Here is a 20,301-nt window from a genome sequence, read left to right as displayed (position 1 = left end):
CAATAATAGGCATTTATTTACTCATATCATCCAATCCCCACACCGCCATAGCATCCAATACAGGCTGCAGCTTAGCCCCTGCTTCCGTCAATGAATATGTGACGAATGGAGGTACCACCGGTTCGGCTACACGCAGCACCAACTGATCTTCCTGCAACTGTTTCAAATGCTGAATGAGCATCTTTTCGGTGATCTCCGGAATTGCTTTACGGAGTTCGCTGTAGCGTTTAGGACCATTTGTGAGGTGGTAAAGAATGATAGGCTTCCAATGTCCGCCAATTTTATTCATCACATAGGTAACCGGGCAGGAAGCCACAGAAATCTGTTTGTTGTAATTGCGGGTAGAGCTTTCTTTAATTGCGGTCATGATACATACTTTGGGGTAAGTACTTGTAAAAAAGTAAGTACAAATATACCTTTGTTCTACAAATAAAAAAAACAATAGATTATGAAACTTACATTAACAGGATCATTAGGAAATATCACCAGGCCACTGGCAGAGACATTAATCGCAGCAGGTCACGAGGTCACCATCATAAGCAGCAATGCAGATAAAATAGGTGCTATCGCCGCATTGGGCGCAACTGCCGCAATTGGCTCTGTAGAAGATATCGAATTTTTAACGAAAGCTTTCAGCGGAAAAGATGCCATATACACGATGGTGCCGCCAAACTTTGGCGCGCCTGACATCAGGGCTTTCATTGGGTCGGTTGGTAAAAAATATGTGGAAGCCATCAAAGCATCCGGCGTAAAGCAAGTATTGAACCTGAGTAGCATCGGTGCGGATTTGGATGGTGGAACTGGCCCGATTGCTGGTTTGCATGATGTGGAAGCGGCTTATTCGACGCTGGGCGGGGTAGCCATCAAACATTTACGCCCTGCGTACTTCTACATTAACTTATTTGGAAATATGGATATGATCAAGCATGCAGGTATCTTAGGTTCAAATTACGATGCTGCAGCTCCACTGGTACTCGTTCATCCGGCAGACATTGCTGCCGCAGCGGCAGAAGAACTACAAGCAGGCTTTGAAGGAAACAGCATTCGTTATGTAGTGAGTGATGAAGCCAGTGCAGGATCGTTAACTCAGGCACTGGGTACTGCAATCGGCAAACCAGAACTGCCCTGGATAGAATTTAGTGATTCAGATGCTTTGCAAGGAATGCTGCAAGCCGGACTACCTGAGCCTATGGCTAAAAGTTATGTAGAGATGGGTGATGCTGTCCGAAGCCGCAAGCTATTTGCCCATTACTATGCGAATAAGCCAGCAGTTTTTGGAAAAGTAAAACTGGAAGACTTTGCACAGGAGTTTGCAAAAGCTTTTTAGTTTGGTGGTGAGGGGGCGTATGAGGGCCAAGTCTTCCCGACTTGGCCTACTATGCTATACCTGTTCAGTCTCTTTGACTACAGTATTTTTTGTCTTTGCAACTTTTTCCTTGACTGCCGGGGGCGTTCCTTCAACTGCTGCAACCAATTTAACTTTAATATCTTTAACGAGATTTTTAGCCAGTTTCTTTGCACCTTTTTCTATCGATTTTTCCAGTTTAGGTGAATTCACACTATGGATGCCTGCAATAGATTTCAGTTCGGCGCTGATGGCTAAAATCATTGCTTTGCGTATCGTCTCTTTTTCGGCTTTTACCTGCAGTTTTTTATCTTTCTTCATAAAATTTGTCAATAATCACGAAGATAGGTTATCAAATAGTTATTTTAACATTATCATTATGTTAACACTTATCCATTATATTAACACAAACTACTCCGCATTGTCCTGGATGGACTTATTTCCAGTTTCGATCTCGACTTCTTTGGTGGTCACTGCATAATGCGAAGGCCTGATCTCTGATCCATAAGCCACCGCATAAGCTTTGGTAAACTCGGCACCAAAATACAGGATGATGGAAGAATAGTAAGTCCAGAGCAAAACAATGATTAGTGATCCGGCTGCACCGTAGGTGCTCCCGACATTGCTCTGTCCGATGTAGAATGAGATCCCAAACTTACCTAACATAAAAAGTAAGGCAGTAACAATAGCGCCAAGAGCAACATCTCTCCATTTGATAATGGCATCTGGAAGCACCTTAAAAATAACACCGAAGATGGTGGAGATTACCGCCAGGGTGATGAGTTGGTTAATGATGTAAAATATTACCACAGAGATATCCGGATAGTTATTTTTAAGTTTGTTGCCAAATCCATCGATCAGGGCCGTAACACCGAGCGAAACCAACAGGATAAAGCCAAGGCTGATGATTACAGAGAAAGATAAAAATCTGTTTTGCAGCATTTTTAACCAACCACGTTTAGGCTTAGGTTTAAGTCCCCAGATCATGTTGATGGAATCCTGTATGTCAGCAAATACTGTAGTGGCACCTACCAACAAAGTACCGGCGCCAATGATGAAGGCGACTGTGCCTTTATCTCCAATAGATGCTTTTCTAATCAGTTCCTGCAATTGGGCAGCGGTATCACTTCCTAAAAACTGATCCAATTGTGCTTTAATTTGTCCTTCTGCAGCTTCCTGACCCAGGAATATGGCACATAAAGAGATGATTACCACTAATAAAGGCGCCATTGAAAATACGGTATAGTAAGCAAGCGAGCCGCTCAGCTTGGTAACTTTATGGTCTGTAAATCCGGTGAAGGCATTTTTCAATACCTCCCAGATGCCTTTGAACGTGATTTTCTGCTTCGTCATATGCTTGTGTTTGTAAAATTAAACACGGAGGCTTTTTGAATGTTTTCTTTTTTAACAGGTTTTGGATTTCACATATAAAAGGGGATGCGTTACTGCATCCCCTCCTCTACTTGTATTTACTTTATTTCAGGAAGATTGCAGCCAGCTTTTGCTGTAGTGCTTCCCCACGTAAATTCTTTGCAATGATGAGGCCATTAGGATCTATCAGGAAATTTTGCGGAATGGCTTTTACTCCATACAGCACAGCAGCAGCATTCTCAAAACCTCTGAGATCAGAAACCTGCGTCCAGGACAATTCGTCCTTTGCAATTGCTTCTATCCATGCTTGTTTCATTTTTTCACTGTCAAGAGATACACCCAGGATCTCCAGCCCTTTTTCTTTATAAGCCTTGTAAGCTTGCACTACATATGGGTTTTCCGCCCTGCAGGGTCCACACCAGGTGGCCCAGAAATCAATTAGCACGTATTTTCCTTTGAAAGAGGAAAGACTGACCGGCTTGCCATTCGTGTCATTCTGACTAAATTCCATAGCCTTTGATCCGATGGCAGTTTTGGCTTCCAGGCTGGCTTTTTCCTGAGCAGCAGCTGTTTTGCGTTCATTTTCCGCCCGTACATGCTCCGACAAGCTGGCCTGTGTAGCAGCCGGTAAGGTCTTGAGCAGGCTGTCGGCAAGTTGCGGGGTCACGAATGGCGAAGATGACACTACCGGCATCATGATCACTGCCGCACGCGATTGCGGCTTGCGTTTTAGAAAACTGACCATCTGGTCTGACATCGGTTTTACCAGGTTGGAGGCAGCAGCCTGAGTATTGGCACGCAATACAGGGTCTGTTTTGAATGCTTCCGTAGCGGCGATGGCACGTAGACTATCAGCAGTCTTAAATAGTAGCTTTAGCGCCTCATTGTAGTCGAGCGTCGCCTGTGCCCCTGTTCCTGAAATCACTACATTGCGCAACGTACCTTCTGAAGCCAAATTCATCTCGCCTGCATCCAGAATCACATTGAGCATATCGTATTCACCCAAACCGGCAAATTTTTTCGGAGTAATGGTTACGCTCGCCACATTAGTGATCTGGCCTTTGAACTGGTAGTGACCATTGCTGATCAGGGCACTGTCTGTGAGTATTCGGTCCTTGTACATGTAAACCTTAGCTGGCGATTCAGCCATGTTTTTAAGGCTGCCATTAACAGTGAAATTTGTTTTTTGCTGGGCGTTCGCTGGAAAAGCTGAGGCGCAAAGCATCAATATGCCAGAGGCATGTGTTAGTTTTTTTAAGTAATTCATGTTAGTTGTATTCTGGTGCTTGTGTTAAATTTGGATTGGCAATGATATCGGTAGCAGGAATGGGCCAGATTTGTTTCCAGCTTGCCCAGGTGCCCCCTTTTAGTGGAGCTGCAATGTTCATCACGACATCAATAGTTCCGGTACGTTTGAGGTCATAGAATCGGTGACCGAATTCGGCGAACAGCTCTACCCTTCGCTCCTTCATCACGGCATTGATCAGATCCGGCTGTAGACTTGCCGGTGTTCCACCCAGGGAAGCCCTGGCCCTTACAGCATCGATGTCTTGTTTGGCTTCAGTCAACTTGTTCAGCCTGGCCCTGGCTTCTGCCCGGATCAGGTACTGTTCAGCGAGCCGTAACAGGATGTTGAATTCTGCACCTACAACATTGCTTTTGTATTTGGCTGGGAAATAAAACTGTCCGCCCACTGGGGATGCTGTCGTGGTCGTCAACCTCAGCCAATTGCTAAACCTTGCGTCTCCTGTTTCAAAGGAGTTCTTCAGAGATTCGCTGATGGGCGTCATGGAAAAGCTAGCCATATTGGCCTGACTGGGTGCAACCGCAGGCATTCCGCCATTATAGAGTCCATAGTCGCGGACGAAAGTAGCTCCCGTATTGGCCATTGGCGCCAATGCAAAGATGGTCTCCCTGCTATTGGCCAGAAAGGCCGCGGCGGGTGCAACCAATTCGTAAGCCGTGGTATTGCCGATGACCTTAGTTGCTTCGGTTTCCGCATTCGCCCAGTCGCCATTGTACAGGTATACACGAGCCAATAATGCTGCAGCGACATATTGATTTGGCCTTGCGCGGTTAGGTGTAAGTACACTCAGGCCGTTCAAATACGTAGTACCAAGCAGGGCCTCTGCCTGTTTCAAATCCTCTATCATCTGGTTCACAACTGCTGCTTTCGGACTACGCGTAGAAACATTGTTGACCAGGTAATTGGAGGTTGTAGCTAGCGGAACATCACCATACAGGTTGAGTAGGTCGAAATGCGAAAGTGCGCGAATAAACAGCGCTTCTCCAAGCCACTGGTTTTTGTTAGGCAGCTTACTCTCATTGGCTTTGATTCCTTCAATGGCCAGATTGGTATAATACAACTGCTTGTAAAGTATACTCCACTGAGTTGAATAAGCTGAGGTAAGGGTATTGGTATGGTATACTGCGCTGGTTAGGTAAGCGGTATTGGAAGTGCTGTTTGGATTGATGAGTTGAAAATCATCAACATACAGAGAGGTCCTGTACCCAATCGATTCATTGTTGAGACTGCCTCCATAGGCAGAATTTGCCGCTGCACTACTCAGTATGCCCGTGATCACTGCACCAGCAGAATTGTCAGTCAGGTAAGCTCCGTCAGCCGCGAGTTTGTCGGTGGGCAATGGGATTTCCAGGAAGTTCTTGCAGCCTGATGTCAGGCACAATCCCAGCAGCAATGTCAAAGCCAAAAATGGGTGTTGAATGCTATATGTTCGTTTCATATTCGTTCTGTTAAAGCGTAAAGTTGAGACCAAGGTTAAATACACGTAATGGAGGCATAGAATTCAGGGAATTGTTTTCCGGATCCAGGTCATGGTATTTGGAGAAGGTCAATAAATTCTGCCCGCTCAGCACCACACGCATGTTGTTGACATTGATGCGTTTGAAAAAGGAGTTAGAGAGATCGTATGCGATGCTTACGTTTTGCAAACGGGAATAAACGATCCGCTCATAAGCGCCCGAACTTTGCCTGTAGGTATTCTGACCAAGGAAACTGTTTAGGAAACTGGTGGTTGCCTTTGGCACATCCGTCTCCTGTCCCGGAGTGGTCCAGCGATGTAATGCCCATTTCGTGGTGTTCTGGTTCAATGTACCTGGTAGGTAAGACAGTCTGCCCTGGTAGTTGAAACCGACCTTGTTCACAAGACTGAAAGTGAAATCGACAGAAAGCGATTTGTAGCTGATTGTGTTGGAGATGCTCCCAAAATATTTAGACGCAACATCTATATTTCTGGTTTTATCTACTTCGCCTAAACCAGTAAGGAAGGGTCCCTTGACTCCTGCTGCATTGGTGAAATGGTAGACACCTGTTTGTGGATCTACACCTGAGTAATCATAAACTTTCATATTGGTCAGCGATTCGCCTACAATGTAATTGGAACTCGTGAGCACTTGTCCTTCCGGAAAGGCGACCAATTTCGTCCTTGGTAGCGTTAAAACGATATTGGTACTCCAGTTGAAGTTTTTACTGCTCAGGTTGCTGCTGTTCAGCATGAGCTCTACCCCTGTCGACTGCGTTTTGGCGGGTGAATTTTGTGCGATAGAGATGTAACCCGTCACGCTCGAAAGCGGTTGCTGCACCAATGATTCGGTGGTGGTATTTTTGTAATAACCAGCATCAATGGTCAGGCGGTCTTTGAAAAAGCCGAGCGTAATGCCGATATCACGTTTATCTGTGTTCTCCCAATGCAGGTCTCTGTTGGCCAAACCGTTGTTTAGAAAGGCTGTATTGCCCAAATAAGCAGTAGTAGTCGCGTAAGTAGAGAGATAAAGGTAATTGGGAATGCCGTCACCTCCACTCGTTCCGTAACTCCCCCTCAGCTTATCGAAGCTTAAAAAAGAAAGGTTTTCCTTTAGCCATTTTTCTTCTGTAAAAATGTAACCAAGGCCAACAGAGCCAAACAGTCCATACCGGTTTCCGGGACCAAAACGGGTGGAGCCGTCATATCTTGTACTTAAGGTCACTAGGTATTTATTGTCCCAATTATAATTGATGCTGCCGAAATAGCCTTCATAACGGAACACAAACTGATTGTAGTTTTGTGTGAGCGTAGTTCCTGCTGATGGGTTATTTAACCGTGCATCGGCCACAAAGCCAGTACCTGTGATGGTGGTCTGGGTATTCATTTTATCCTGCAATGTAGCACCTGCAGTAATGTTCAATGTTCCTTTGGCAATCCTGGTGGTGTAATTGGCAAAGGGCTCAAAAGACCAGGTACGGATGCTATAAGCGTTGCTTGCACTATTGGTGTTTTGGCCATTATTGGCATTCGCGGGATTAAACACCGTGGTGGGAATCGCGCGCAGTTCATTACCCGTCAACAGGTTGTAGCCCATAATTGCTTTCAATGTCAGGCCTTTCACCGGTCTGTAGCTGAGTGAGGTACTACCGACCAAATTGTTCGTCACGCCTTTATAGATGGCTTCGATATAGCCATAAGGATTAGAGCCCGATTCCCAGTTTAACGAACCATCTGGAAGGAAAAATGAAGGAGCATTGGGTGCGCGAAAAATAGAGGCATCACCGGTAAAATCATAAGGAACCATGGTGTTTACGGTAGAGCTGTAGTATCCGGAAAGGTCGATGCTGAATTTCTTATTCGGCGTGGTATTATTGATCTGAAAGCGCAGCGATCCGTCGCGGTTATAACCCTTGGCCTGCAATACGTTGCCCTGGTCATTGTAACTTCCACTTAAGGAAAAATTGGTCAGGTCTGTTCCTCCGCTATAAGTGGTATTCAACCGTGTTGTATTGGCTGTATGTCCTGTAAGTTCTTTGGACCAATTGATATAGGCATCCTCCGGATAGGTTCCGTTTAGGTCCACATCTGTTGCTGCAACGGTAAGTCCGTCATTGGCAATCGCCTCACGCCTTAGCATCAGGTAATCTGCAGTTTTGAGTAGCTCAGGAAATGTACCGGGTTGGGTTAAGGCACGGTTGACATTTACACTCAGCTTTGGTTTACCCTGTTTTCCTTTTTTTGTGGTGATCAGGATGACTCCATATGCTCCGCGGGAACCGTAAATGGACGTTGCATCTGCGTCCTTCAATACGTTGATGCTTTCAATGTCTGCAGGATTGATGTAGTTCAACGCATTTCCGCCCTGTTGGGCCAATGTACCCGATCCACGGTTGTTGGACAAGGTAGGTAAGCCACCGGACATCCCATTGGGGTTGTTATTCAGTCCGCCAGCGGGGAAAGGCACGCCATCTACGATATATAAAGGGTCGATGTTATTTAGTCCATTCAATCCCCTGACTCTCACCAGAAAAGAACCTCCTACTTGTCCTGTATTTTGGGTTATCGACAATCCGGGAACGCGGTATTGCATTACCTGCAGGATATTTGGAACCGGATTTTTTTCGATCTCTGCACTCGTGATGGTGTAGGAATTGCCGGTATTGAGTCTTTTGGTTGTTGTGCTGTAAGCCAGGATTTGCACCTGATCCAGATCTGCAGCGGTCAGCTTTAGCCTGATGATGACCGGGCTTTTTAGCTCTTTCACTTTCATTTCCTGGCTATTGTACCCAATATGACTGAAAACCAACACGGCTTCTGCATCGGTAACCAGGATTCTGAATTTACCTTCGAGGTCGGTATTGACACGTTGTACCGTATTCTTGACGCTGATGTTGACACCCGGTTTAGGGTCACCATTTTCGTCCAGCACGGTTCCGAGTACCAGTATGGCATTTGGTGCCACATTGTAAGTGACCCTGGCTTTAGGTTTGATGACAATGGTTTTCCCGATCATGGAGTAGGTCAGCGAGAGCTTACCCAGCAATTCATCCAATGCTTCGGTGAGCTGTACATTCCTAAAGTTCACGTTCACCTTTTGTATGTCATTCAGTATTTCCAGCTTAGAAAAAAAAGTATAACCGGTTTGCTGTTCCATTTTGGAAAACACCGTCTCCAGGCTCACATTACGCTCCGAAATATTGACCGTCTGGCTGAAGACGGAGGCATGTAGGTTCAGGCAGCCCAGGATCATTAGAAAAGTGGTTAGCTTCATGATAATGAATAATTTTTTAAGCCGTTTGGATTGCATATAGCGCGGCCTACAAATAGTAAAAATTTGCATACTTTTGTTTAGGTTTTGGGTTTATTGATTTGTTGGATTGATAAAAGAAGCTTTTCGTTGGCCCAGGATATTTGCCGGTTCGTGGTCTCAACACGGACCGGCTTTTTTATAGGACCAACAAAGGCGTACAGCCTGGCTGCAACAACCTTCGTATTTGTTTATTTGACGATAATTTTGTTCCCTTCTATTTTAAAATTGACTCCACTTGCTGATAATATTTTAAATACCTGGGACAGGTTTACATTTCTGGGAACCTTGCCCTTATACCTGTCTGTAGGTATCGTTCCTTCATATACGACCTCCACACCGTACCATCTCGAGAGTTGGTTCATGATCGTATGAATGTCGGCCTGCTCAAACTGGAACATACCATTCTTCCAGGCAATGGCTTCTGAGATGTCCACTGTTTTCATTTCAAGGTTCTCCTCACTCAACACCGCTTGTTCATTAGGCTTTAACGTGAGTGTTTTTACTTTTAAACCTGTCTTATCCAATTGAGAAACCCTTGCGCTTCCTTCGACTAACGTACTGCGTATGCTGCCCTCGTTCCGGTATGCATTGATATTGAACTCCGTGCCGATGTCTTCCACAAGTTGTCCTTCTGAACGCACCTGAAAAGGTTGTTTGTCGTTATGCACCACAACGAAATAAGCTTCCCCGGTCAATTCTACTACCCTGGTTTTAGCATGGGAAAATGAAGCGGGGAAACGAATGGATGAAGCTGCATTGAGCCAAACCCGCGTGCCATCGGGCAAGGTAAATTGATAGGTCTGTCCTTTGGAAGTGCTGGCGGTCAATTCTGCAGCCTCTTCTGTCTTACCTCCAGGGCTTAGGGATTTTAACTTATCGGCTACTACAGTACCATCGCTATAGGTTAAAGCCTCCCCAATCCGCACACCTTCCTTATCCCCTTTCAATTCGATCAGTTCACCATTTGCCAATGTGATGGTTGCACCCAGTCGTCCCGGAGCGATATCACTTGCCGATTGAAAGACCATGTCCTCATCCTTTTTTAAGGGATTGGAAGGATTAAAAAGCCAGATTCCGAGTATGGCGAATGCAATTGTGGCAGCGGCGCTAAGCCTGAACCAGTTTGCAGACAGCAACTTCGGCTTAGGTCTTTCCAGTTCCAGGCGCTTGCGAAGTTCTGCATTGATCAGGCTATAGTCTTGTTCCTCTGAAGGATCTGCGATCAAGGCCGATTGCCTGGTATACCAGGATTCAATAATGGCACGCTCCCTGGAATCGGCTGTTCCGTTTAAGTATTTATCTAGTAGTTCTTCTGAATATTTTGTACGCATGATTTCGTTGGAAAATGATCGTCCTTTTAACTATGACAATCTCTTCAGCACAAAATGGTACAAGGACTTAAAAAAAATCACAAAATTAATGTAAACAGTTGTGGGCCGAGTCTCAAACGCAATTGTTTCAAGGCGCGGTACATCTGTTTACGTACCGTTTCATCAGAAATATTCAATTGGGCAGCAATTTGACTATAGGAAAGTCCCAAATTACGGCTCAAAATAAAAATCTCTCTCATTTTGGGTGGCAATTTATTGATCTCTGCCTCAATTGTTGCAGCGAACTCATTATAACGAACCTGCTCGTCCGTCACAAATTCACCCTTTTCCAGAAAATCCGCTAATGAATCCAGGTAAGTGTTCTTCAGCTTACTGCGTTTGATGAAATTCAGAACGGCATTCCGCACTGCCGAATACAAATAAGAAGATAGTGCCATTGAAATCTCAAGTTCGGCAGATTTCAACCAGAGGGAGGTAAAGACATCCTGCACCACATCCAATGCATCGTCCTGATCCTGAAGCATTTTTCTGGCATGTCTATAAAGTAAGGGCCAGTACCTATGGTACAATTCGGTGTAAGCCAAACGGTCCCCTTCTCTCATTAAGGCGGTCAATTCCTGATCAGAAAGAGTTCCGTATACTGCCATGCTTTGTCCCTGCTCTAAGATAAGTTTTTTTTGCAAGAGTATGGATTTTCCGGCAGATACTGGAAAAAGCTTTTACCTTTGGGCACAAATTTTTAGAAATATATTTTATGGCCAAGGCATCTGAGATCAAAAATGGTAACATATTACGCTTTAACGGCGAATTGGTAATCGTAAACGAGATCATACACCGTACGCCCGGAAAAGGCGGCGCATTTTATTTAGGTAAGTTTCGCAATATCAAAACAGGAAAAATTGTGGAAGCCCGTTTGGGAACTGACGAGCAGGTGGAGATCTGCCGCGTAGAGACCAACAACTACCAATACTTATACGAAGAAGGCAATTACTTCGTAGTGATGGACTACGATTCTTATGAGCAATTCAATGTTGCCAAGGAACTGTTTGGTCCGGCAGCCGTTTACCTTAAAGAAGGTATGGATGTGATTGTTTCTGTAGAAAGCGAAGAGCCGATCATGGCCCAGGCCCCTAATTTTGTGGAACTGGAGATTACCTATGCAGAGCCTGCGGTAAAAGGCGATACTTCTTCAGGAGCACTTAAAAATGTAACCCTGGAAAATGGTGTAGAGATCAAAGTTCCTTTGTTTGTAAACCAGGGAGATAAAATCAAACTGGATACACGTACCGGAGAATACGTAGAGCGTGTAAAATAAACCTTGCTCATGCAAGACATTTTAATCCTATGCCTGGTTTCATTCTGTGCAGGCTTTATAGATGCTATTGTCGGAGGCGGGGGACTGTTACAGACCCCTGCCATGCTGATCATATTGCCACAATATCCTGTGGCAACCATCTTCGGAACTACAAAAATTCCATCGCTTAGCGGTACGGCGCTGGCAGCCTGGAAGTACTCAAGAAGGGTAAAAATCAACTGGAAGGTGTTACTTCCTATTGTATTGATCGCCTTTTTTGGCTCGCTCCTGGGAGCCTACTGCATTTCCATGCTGGACAGTACATGGATCAAACCAATCATCCTGGTCATTCTCATCGCAGTGGCGATATATACGTATACTAAAAAAGATTTTGGACTTCAGAGTTTGAAGGAGTTTTCCTTCTACAAAGAACTATTTATCGGCCTGGGATTTGGATTGGTCATTGGATTTTATGATGGCTTGATTGGACCTGGCACAGGCACCTTCCTTGTGCTGGCCTTTATTAGTCTCATGGGCAACGATTTCATTAGCGCCAGTGCAAATGCAAAGTATGTAAATGTGGCTACTAACATTGCTGCGATGATCTATTTCGGCAGCACGGGACATATCTTATACCAGTTTGCCATCCCCATGGCTATATTAAACCTTTCCGGTTCTTATTTGGGCACACACCTGGCCCTCCTGAAAGGCAATAAATTTGTCAGGGTATTCTTTCTGATCGTAGTTGCCGGTACTATTTTACGCTTTGCGTATGATGTCTTTCTAAAATAGTCAGCAGTTCTGACCTTGCCGGTAATTTCAATTCATCTAAACCATTTAGGCTGTCAGGCGTTGCATAGGTAGACAAAACAGCTTATGAAGATATTTGTAACGCGGCTGATCCCCGGGATGATACAAAAAATAATGACCGACGCGGGCCATGAAATTGAAATCTGGCAGGAAGAACGCGCATTGGAAAGCGGGGAATTAATCGCTAAATGCCAGCAAGCCGAGGCTTTGCTTTGCATCAGTCAGCCCCTAAACGCAGATTTCTTTTTGCAATGCCCAAACCTGCGCGTGGTAGCGACAAACAGTGTTGGTTACGATCATATCGACGTAGCCAAAGCGACCGAACTTGGCATCCCTATAGGCAACACACCAGGCGTATTGAGTAAGGCCACGGGAGATACGGCCTTTTTACTTATGCAAATGGTAGCCAGGAAAGCATTATTCTGGCATAAACAAATTCTCGATGACAACTGGGGCTTTGCGCAGCCCTTTGAAAACCTGGGAATTGATCTTCAAGGAAAAACACTTGGTATATTTGGTCTGGGCCGCATCGGCATTGAACTCGCTAAAAGTGCTCAGGGGGCCTTTGATATGCCCCTGATCTACCATAACCGAAATAAAAATGAAGAAGCTGAAAAGACACTCGGTGCAAGATATGTGGGTTTTGAAGAATTGCTGGAGCAAAGTGATGTTCTTAGTGTGCATGCCAATCTGAATAATGAAAATAAAGGCATCTTTGACCTGAATGTGTTCTCGAAAATGAAAAGGGAGGCCATATTCATCAACACGGCCAGAGGAGCGCTACATCAGGAAGATGATCTCTTAAAAGCACTTCAGGACGGCATTATTGCGGGCGCCGGATTAGACGTCACCAACCCGGAACCCATGAAAGCAGATCATCCGCTATTAAGCCTGAAGAATACAGCCATATTGCCACACATCGGCTCAGCTACAGCAGAGACCAGGAAGGCCATGCTTTCTCTTTCTGCATACAACATTCTGGCGGGCCTGGAAGGAAAACCGCTCCCGGAATGTGTGAACCCGGAAGTTTATCAAAAAAATCAGCAGCATGCAGTATAAAAATCAAACAGTCGTCGTGACAGGGGCGAGCTCCGGAATCGGACAAGGTATAGCCATTGCTTTTGGTAAATCGGGTGCCAATGTAGTCGTCAATTATCATAGTGATGAGGCAGGTGCCCAACACACGATGGACATCATCAATCAGTCTGGAGGCAAGGGTTTCATTCATCAGGCAGATGTAAGTCAGGAAGATGAGGTTACTGAACTATTTAGAGAGACTATAGCGAGGTATGGAAGCTTTGACGTACTCATCAACAACGCAGGCATACAAATGGACAATACCTTTTCCAGGATGACATTGGAAGAATGGAAAGGCGTAATAGACACCAACCTTAGCGGACAGTTTTTATGCGCCCGGGAAGCGATCAGGCACTTCGAGAAAAGGCAGCATGTAAAGGGCTGTAAAGGAAATATTATTTTCATTAGCTCTGTGCACGATTTGATCCCCTGGGCGGGACATGTGAATTACGCTGCTTCAAAAGGAGGCATTCTGATGCTGATGAAATCACTTGCTTTGGAAGTAGCTCCGCAGAAGATCAGGGTAAATGCAATTTCTCCTGGTGCGATCGCAACGGATATTAATGAAGATGTCTGGAGCGATGAGGAAAAGAAAAAGGCACTATTAAAGCTCATCCCCTATCAGCGTATCGGAAATGTGGACGATATTGGTCAAGTTGCTACCTGGTTAGCTTCGGCAGATAGTGACTATGTGGTAGGGACTACAATTTATGTAGATGGTGGGATGACGCTTTATCCCGGCTTTGTAGATAACGGCTGAGCCATTTCTCAAAATTTTTTCATGAGTCACAAATTATTTTGTTAATTTTCAAAATTCTGTTTTACAGTGATTTAGGGTAATATTTTCTCATTTTTCTTTTCTTTATTTGGTCTTTACTAAGTATATTAGCATCAAATAAAATTGATATGACATACGCCAGATACCACTTCAATAGTCCTTGTGTCGCCGAAGATTCAGGAAGCCGCGACAACTACAATTACCTTAATTTCGAACAGCTATCTAATCGCGAACTACTCGCTATAGTGATCAGCGCGGATGACGATTGTGAAGATGGTAATTTGAATCAGGCAGATTTGATATTAAACCATGTTGAAGGAAACCTCAACAGATTGGCCTGGTTATCTTTACAAGAATTGCTCAATATTGAAGGTGTCCGTTACTCGAAGGTGCTTGCGTTGGCTGCAGCGAACACCTTACTCCATAAAAGGACGGAAAATAAATTAATAAAACTACATCAGGCAGACGACAGCAGATTTTCTTTCAACATCATCAAGTCTGAACTAAAGGAGGCAGAAAAGGGAAGCTTTTGGTTATTTCTGTTTGATGGCCAGGGTAAACTGCAACATAAGCACCATATGGGTGATACGAAGAACAGCTTCTACGATCATAGGAAGATCCTGCAAATTGCACTGGAACAGAAATCCTGTTCATTATTATTAGTCAATCACAGCAAATGGATATCTTCCAGAGCCGACAAAGCAAGCCGTACTAACATCCTTGCATTGATTGAGGCAGCAAATACCCTGAGTATGGTCGTATTGGATTATATAGTTACTCATGCCCAGGGATATTGCAGCTACCGGGATAATGGATGGTTCGAGCCAGATCGTTAGTATATTTTTTTAAATACGATACTCGAATTGTGGCCACCAAAACCGAACGCATTGCTCATGGCAACATTTACCGGTTGATCTATAGCTTTGTTGGCAACGATCTGAAGGCCTTCGGGGATGCTGGGATCTGGTGTTTCCAGGTTAATTGTGGCAGGAATGATTCCTTCATTGATGGTCTTTATGCATACAATCGCTTCAATAGCGCCCGCGGCGCCAAGCAAATGACCAGTCATTGATTTGGTGGAGCTCAGCTTTAGGTTTTTTGACTGGGCAAAAATCCTGTGTACAGCCTTCAGTTCACTGATATCACCTACCGGCGTTGACGTGGCATGTAAGTTCAGATAGTCCAGCTGATCACTGCTCAATCCAGCTTCAGTCATTGCCAGCTCCATTGATTTGGCTGCAGCAATACCCAGCGGATGTGGAGATGTCATATGGTAAGCATCCGCAGTCATAGCAGCACCCACTATTTCGGCATAGATTTTAGCTCCGCGTTTTTTTGCATGCTCATATTCCTCAAGAATAAGTGCTCCTGCTCCTTCCCCCATTACAAAACCATCACGGTCCAGGTCAAACGGGCGGCTTGCACGTAATGGATCCTGATTCCTGGTAGACATTGCTTTCATCGCACAAAATCCGCCTACGGAAGCTGCCGTGATTGGCGCTTCTGAGCCGCCTGTAACAAATACTTTAGCCTTGCCCATACGGATGTAATTAAACGCATCCATAATTGCCGTATTTGAGGTAGCGCAAGCAGAAACCGTTGTGTAGTTGATACCCTGCAGACCGAATTTCATAGAGATCATTCCAGACGCCATATTGATAATGAGCCTCGGAACAAAAAATGGACTAAATCTAGGTTGGTAATCGCCTTTTACATACTGCTCTACTTCAGATTCGAAAGTCTCCATTCCACCCTGCCCCACACCCCAGATGACACCAATATCAAAAGGATCCATCTTATCTATTTCCAATCCGGAATCTTCCAATGCCTGAGTAGCACTATAAATGGCATATTGACTAAACAAATCTGTTCTCTTGATCTCATTTCGGTCCAGGTATCGCAAAGGCTCAAATTCTTTGACTTCGCAGGCAATTTGGCTGCGAAAACGGGAAGCATCAAAGCGACTGATTTGGCCTGCGCTGCTTTTGCCCGCGATAAGGTTTTGCCAATAGCTGACAACATCATTTCCTAAAGGATTGACTGTTCCCAGTCCTGTGATTACAACTCTTTTCATATTTAATCTATTATCCAGGTTGGTATGGTTAAAAAAATTTAGTTTCTGATTTCCTGATCAACGATGGCCATTACTCTGTCCAATGCGAGGTAGAGGTGCTTATGGTCAGCTAAAGTCTTAGCCAATAAAATACCTCCTTCGATCAGGATCAGGAAAGTGTGGGCATAGTCTATTGAATTTATCCTGGTTTTAAATTCTCCATGTTTTTTGCCTTGCTCCAGAATTCCAACAATTCGTTCAGCCCAGTTTTTGAAACTGCTCCTTACCGCACTGAGCAAATGTGGAAGCTGATCGTCTGCCTCTATAGCAGTATTTAATAAAGGGCAGCCGCCATTTTCAAACACCTCTTTCCAATGCTGCCGGTAAAACTGGATGATCGAGTTCAATTGCATGTATGCTGTGCCCGATTCCGGAATGGTTTCTGCTATGCGATCTGTAAGGCTTCCTGAATTGTAATGATAAACAGCGAGTGCTACCGCATCTTTGTTTTCAAAGTTACCATAGATGCTGCCTTTAGTCAATCCCGTGGCTATAGTGAGGTCAGCAACTGAGGTGCCCATGTAGCCTTTCTTATTGAATATTGTGGCGGTTCTTTCGATAATGAATTGCCGGGTTTGCATTGCTTTTGACATCTGATATTCCAATATGTTAGCCAAAGATAGCTAAAATATACCGATTGGTATATAATAATATGAACAGATTTTAATAAGAAATTTCCAATGATTAAAATTAGCTGAAACAAAATGTATTCGAGTCGGTTCTACAATCGCATTAAGCAAATACATCTTAAACTATAAAAAACAAAACGTTATGGCAACTACAAAAACTTCAAAAGCAAAAGCTTCGAAAACAGGAAAAATGGAAGATTCAGAATTTCATGAATTTTTTATTGATGAATTGAAAGACATTTACTGGGCAGAAAAACACCTCGTAAAGGCATTACCCAAAATGCAAAAGGCGGCAACCAGCTCAGAACTTGCTGCTGCGTTTGAGAAACATACTCAGGAGACCCAACAACACATCGAAACATTGGAAAAGGTGTTCGAATTGCTGGACGAAAAAGCTCAGGCGAAGAAATGCGATGCAATGGCTGGCCTATTGGAAGAAGCAAATGGCATTATCGAAGATACAGATGCGGGTACAATGGTGCGTGATGCAGGCCTGATCCTCGCTGCACAAAAAGTAGAGCATTATGAAATCGCTACTTATGGCACACTTCGCGTATTTGCTGCCAATATGGGCCACAGCGATGTGGAAGCACTACTTTCACAGACCCTTGAAAATGAAAAAGCCACTGACGTCGCCCTGACCGAAATTGCAGAATCTTCTGTAAACGAATCGGCGGCAACTGAATAATTTTGTGATGATAAGGCTAAAATTCAAATGACAAATTCGATTCAAATCATTATACATGCATCCAGATTGGGAAATCTGGATGTATTGCAGGAACTTATCCGTCAAGGTGCAGACCTGAACGTTCAGGATGAGAAAGGATACACCCCACTCATCATTGCCGCTTACAACGATCGATACGATGCCGCAAAATTGCTGATAGAAAACGGAGCCGATGTGAATGGCAGGGACAATGGCGGTAATACCGCATTGATGGGAGTTTCTTTCAAAGGATACCACAAGATTGCGGAACTTTTGATCAGTAATGGGGCTGAATTAGATTTACAGCATGGAAATGGTGGTACTGCCCTGATGTTCGCCGCTATGTTTGGCAGACACGACCTATTAAAGATCTTGCTGGACTCCGGTGCAGACAAAAGCATTCTGGATGTCCGTGGACTTTCTGTTTATGACCTCGCCGCTCAGCAGGGAAACACGCAAGCTATTGCCTTATTAAATGCAAGCGAATGACACCAAATTAAAAAGCTTAAACAAAAAAAAGCGCCTGTAATACAGGCGCTTTTTTTTGTTTAAGCAGGTATCTTTCTAGGTTTCTCTCTTTCCCAAAACCTATGTTGGGCAATCGCTGAGATGAACTTCTTGCTAAGCGAATCAGCCTTGACTTCTACTAATACACCCGGATCTTCCTGTTGTGCATATGTGGCATTTAAGATTGCCAGCGCGTCGGCATCAAGTGCAATGGCTTTACAATGTTTATAGGCCTCGTTAATGAAATGAATAGCGTTCGCTTCATTTTCCAGACTTGCCACACTTGCTTTTCCTCCAGGGATATATACGGCGTCAAAAAGCACAGAGGCAGCAGTGAGAAAACTCTGGTCGACCACTAGTGTGTCTTTGCTTGCAGTGCTGATACTTCCAAGTCTTGGTGCAATGATCTCTGTGATGGCTCCTGCTTTTTCTAAAGCTGCTTTTAATACGTTCAGGGAATTGCCATTGACACCGTCTGCTGCGAGTATAGCAATCTTGCGGCTCTTAATGGTATCCTTTGTGGTGTGGGCCATACTCAATGCTGCCGATGATTTAATTTTGCTTTCCGGTTTCCTGGATTTGAAATCCTCTGGGTCACCATCTGCAGGAATACTTCCATTGACAGGAAAATCTGGCTTGGCCGGCAACTGGATACCCAATCCAAAGGCAACTTTAGTAGCCAATGTACTGTCGATTTGCGACAGTACACCGAGCATTCGCTCACGTATTGCTACAGTTTTCACCTTACCCAGTTCAAAGGTCAGCGCATCGATAATGTGGTTCTTTTCGGGTTCCGACTGACTATTGAAAAATAAGGTAGCCTGGCTAAAATGATCAAAAAAACTATCACTTCTGGCCCTTATTTTCTTCGCATCAATTCGCTCTGCGTAACTGGTAAATCCACCATCAGCCGCTTTAACCTGCGCCGGATCGTTATTTCCTAAAGAATTAGGACTGTAACTCGTTTTACCTTTACTGATGGTCTGACGCATGAATCCATCCCTTTGATTATTGTGTACGCCTACTACAGGCCTATTGATCGGTATTTCATGAAAATTTGGTCCGCCGAGGCGTATCAGTTGAGTATCCGTATAGGAAAATAGTCTTCCCTGCATTAGCGGATCGTTGGTAAAATCAATTCCCGGAACGATATGGCCCACATGGAACGCAACTTGTTCAGTTTCCGCGAAGAAGTTATCGGGATTACGGTTGAGCGTCATTTTACCAATTCTCTGAACAGGCACCAGTTCTTCCGGGATGAGTTTAGTTGGATCAAGCAGGTCAAATTCAAATTTAAATTCGTCTGATTCCGGTACAATCTGCAAACCCAGCTCCCATTCCGGAAAAGCACCAGACTCAATTGCATCCCATAGATCCCTTCTGTGAAAGTCAGGGTCTTTTCCGGAAATGTTCTGCGCTTCGTCCCAGGCTACCGAGTGTACACCCAATAACGGCTTCCAGTGAAACTTCACAAAAAATGATTCTCCCTGTTCATTGATGAGCCGGAAAGTATGTACGCCAAAACCCTCCATCATCCTTAAGCTTCTTGGAATGGCCCGGTCACTCATAGCCCACATGATCATATGCGCAGATTCCGGCATGAGCGAAATGAAGTCCCAAAATGTGTCATGAGCAGAGGCAGCCTGTGGAATTTCATTATCAGGTTCAGGCTTCACGGCATGGATCAAATCCGGAAACTTCATAGCATCTTGTATAAAGAACACGGGCATATTGTTCCCTACCAGGTCAAAATTTCCTTCCTGGGTATAGAATTTGACAGCAAATCCTCTGACATCCCTTGCAAGATCGGAAGAACCCCTGGATCCCGCAACGGTAGAAAAACGTACAAACACGGGCGTCTCAGTTTGAGTTTCATTCAAAAAATGTGCTTTCGTGAATTTGTCCTGGCTTTCATACAATTTGAATACACCATGCGCACCGGAACCCCTGGCATGTACAATCCGCTCTGGAATCCTTTCGTGATCGAAGTGGGTGATCTTTTCCCGTAGTATAAAATCTTCCAGCAATGTAGCGCCTCGTTCCCCGGCTTTCAGCGAATTCTGGTCGTCGTTGATTTTGACGCCATGGTTAGTCGTCATTGGTTCACCACTTGCTTCGGCGGTATGTGGCATTAATTTTTCTGTCTTTAAATTTTCTGGCTGCTGGACCAATTTCTTATCTATCGCAGCCTCGGTGCCTTCCTTAGGAGGAGTATTTTTCTTTGTCATAACAGGTGTGATTTTTAGGTGTGTGAGTGTCTCTGAT

General features: G+C 44.5%; 19 protein-coding genes. 8 read left to right on the top strand and 11 right to left on the bottom strand.

The window, feature by feature from the left end:
- Positions 1–13: 13 nt before the first annotated feature.
- Complete coding sequence (locus WAE59_RS23160) at positions 14–367, bottom strand: winged helix-turn-helix transcriptional regulator (protein WP_337858375.1); 354 nt, start codon at positions 365–367, stop codon at positions 14–16.
- 81 nt (positions 368–448) lie between these two features.
- On the opposite strand from WAE59_RS23160, the gene WAE59_RS23155 reads away from it, so the two are divergent.
- A complete protein-coding gene (locus tag WAE59_RS23155) occupies positions 449–1,327 on the top strand; it encodes an NAD(P)H-binding protein (protein WP_337858374.1) in 879 nt (292 codons plus the stop codon).
- Between the two features lie 54 nt (positions 1,328–1,381).
- Here the strand turns inward: WAE59_RS23155 and WAE59_RS23150 are convergent, their stop codons facing one another.
- The 7 genes from WAE59_RS23150 to WAE59_RS23120 all read right to left on the bottom strand — a co-directional run bounded on the left by WAE59_RS23150 (position 1,382) and on the right by WAE59_RS23120 (position 10,805).
- Positions 1,382–1,666, bottom strand: coding sequence for a hypothetical protein (locus WAE59_RS23150; protein ID WP_337858373.1), 285 nt, complete (start codon positions 1,664–1,666; stop codon positions 1,382–1,384).
- Positions 1,667–1,756: 90 nt separating this feature from the next.
- The gene (locus tag WAE59_RS23145; protein WP_337858372.1) at positions 1,757–2,698 is read right to left on the bottom strand and encodes a YihY/virulence factor BrkB family protein; all 942 of its coding nucleotides are present in this window, start codon (positions 2,696–2,698) and stop codon (positions 1,757–1,759) included.
- 121 nt (positions 2,699–2,819) lie between these two features.
- The gene (locus WAE59_RS23140; RefSeq protein WP_337858535.1) at positions 2,820–3,941 is read right to left on the bottom strand and encodes an AhpC/TSA family protein; all 1,122 of its coding nucleotides are present in this window, start codon (positions 3,939–3,941) and stop codon (positions 2,820–2,822) included.
- Between the two features lie 43 nt (positions 3,942–3,984).
- On the bottom strand, positions 3,985–5,460 hold the full coding sequence (locus WAE59_RS23135) for a RagB/SusD family nutrient uptake outer membrane protein (RefSeq protein ID WP_337858371.1): 1,476 nt from the start codon (positions 5,458–5,460) through the stop codon (positions 3,985–3,987).
- 10 nt (positions 5,461–5,470) lie between these two features.
- Positions 5,471–8,752, bottom strand: a complete 3,282-nt coding sequence (locus tag WAE59_RS23130) for a SusC/RagA family TonB-linked outer membrane protein (protein ID WP_337858370.1) — start codon at positions 8,750–8,752, stop codon at positions 5,471–5,473.
- 227 nt (positions 8,753–8,979) lie between these two features.
- On the bottom strand, positions 8,980–10,122 hold the full coding sequence (locus WAE59_RS23125; protein ID WP_337858369.1) for a FecR domain-containing protein: 1,143 nt from the start codon (positions 10,120–10,122) through the stop codon (positions 8,980–8,982).
- A gap of 77 nt (positions 10,123–10,199) precedes the next feature.
- Positions 10,200–10,805: an RNA polymerase sigma factor gene (locus tag WAE59_RS23120; protein WP_337858368.1), complete on the bottom strand. Its 606-nt coding sequence runs from the start codon at positions 10,803–10,805 to the stop codon at positions 10,200–10,202.
- A gap of 71 nt (positions 10,806–10,876) precedes the next feature.
- Between WAE59_RS23120 and efp the strand changes: the two genes are divergently transcribed.
- From efp to WAE59_RS23095, 5 genes are all read left to right on the top strand, one after another.
- Positions 10,877–11,437 carry an elongation factor P gene (gene efp, locus WAE59_RS23115; protein WP_337858367.1) on the top strand — a complete coding sequence of 187 codons (561 nt, stop codon included), beginning with the start codon at positions 10,877–10,879 and terminating at the stop codon, positions 11,435–11,437.
- Positions 11,438–11,446: 9 nt separating this feature from the next.
- Positions 11,447–12,208 (top strand): sulfite exporter TauE/SafE family protein, encoded by a 762-nt coding sequence (locus tag WAE59_RS23110; RefSeq protein ID WP_337858366.1) that lies wholly within the window; start codon positions 11,447–11,449, stop codon positions 12,206–12,208.
- A gap of 84 nt (positions 12,209–12,292) precedes the next feature.
- Complete coding sequence (locus WAE59_RS23105) at positions 12,293–13,285, top strand: 2-hydroxyacid dehydrogenase (RefSeq protein WP_337858365.1); 993 nt, start codon at positions 12,293–12,295, stop codon at positions 13,283–13,285.
- A complete protein-coding gene (locus WAE59_RS23100; RefSeq protein ID WP_337858364.1) occupies positions 13,275–14,063 on the top strand; it encodes a glucose 1-dehydrogenase in 789 nt (262 codons plus the stop codon). The genes WAE59_RS23105 and WAE59_RS23100 overlap by 11 nt, the downstream gene beginning before the upstream one ends.
- A gap of 146 nt (positions 14,064–14,209) precedes the next feature.
- A complete protein-coding gene (locus WAE59_RS23095; RefSeq protein WP_337858363.1) occupies positions 14,210–14,917 on the top strand; it encodes a JAB domain-containing protein in 708 nt (235 codons plus the stop codon).
- On the opposite strand, the gene fabF is transcribed toward WAE59_RS23095, so the two are convergent.
- Both fabF and WAE59_RS23085 read right to left on the bottom strand, forming a co-directional pair.
- Positions 14,914–16,155, bottom strand: coding sequence for a beta-ketoacyl-ACP synthase II (fabF, locus tag WAE59_RS23090; RefSeq protein ID WP_337858362.1), 1,242 nt, complete (start codon positions 16,153–16,155; stop codon positions 14,914–14,916). The genes WAE59_RS23095 and fabF overlap by 4 nt on opposite strands.
- A 38-nt stretch (positions 16,156–16,193) precedes the next feature.
- Complete coding sequence (locus tag WAE59_RS23085) at positions 16,194–16,787, bottom strand: TetR/AcrR family transcriptional regulator (protein ID WP_337858361.1); 594 nt, start codon at positions 16,785–16,787, stop codon at positions 16,194–16,196.
- Positions 16,788–16,965: 178 nt separating this feature from the next.
- Between WAE59_RS23085 and WAE59_RS23080 the strand changes: the two genes are divergently transcribed.
- Both WAE59_RS23080 and WAE59_RS23075 read left to right on the top strand, forming a co-directional pair.
- The gene (locus WAE59_RS23080) at positions 16,966–17,511 is read left to right on the top strand and encodes a YciE/YciF ferroxidase family protein (protein WP_337858360.1); all 546 of its coding nucleotides are present in this window, start codon (positions 16,966–16,968) and stop codon (positions 17,509–17,511) included.
- A 27-nt stretch (positions 17,512–17,538) separates the two neighbouring features.
- Positions 17,539–18,018, top strand: a complete 480-nt coding sequence (locus WAE59_RS23075) for an ankyrin repeat domain-containing protein (RefSeq protein ID WP_337858359.1) — start codon at positions 17,539–17,541, stop codon at positions 18,016–18,018.
- A 59-nt stretch (positions 18,019–18,077) separates the two neighbouring features.
- On the opposite strand, the gene WAE59_RS23070 is transcribed toward WAE59_RS23075, so the two are convergent.
- Positions 18,078–20,264, bottom strand: coding sequence for a catalase (locus WAE59_RS23070; RefSeq protein ID WP_337858358.1), 2,187 nt, complete (start codon positions 20,262–20,264; stop codon positions 18,078–18,080).
- Between the last annotated feature and the right edge of the window lie 37 nt (positions 20,265–20,301).

The organism is Pedobacter sp. GR22-6 (assembly GCF_037402555.1).
In the GTDB taxonomy this organism is placed as follows: Bacteria; Bacteroidota; Bacteroidia; order Sphingobacteriales; family Sphingobacteriaceae; genus Pedobacter.
Note: the sequence above shows the minus strand (reverse complement) of the source record. Positions and strands in the feature narration are given on the sequence as shown.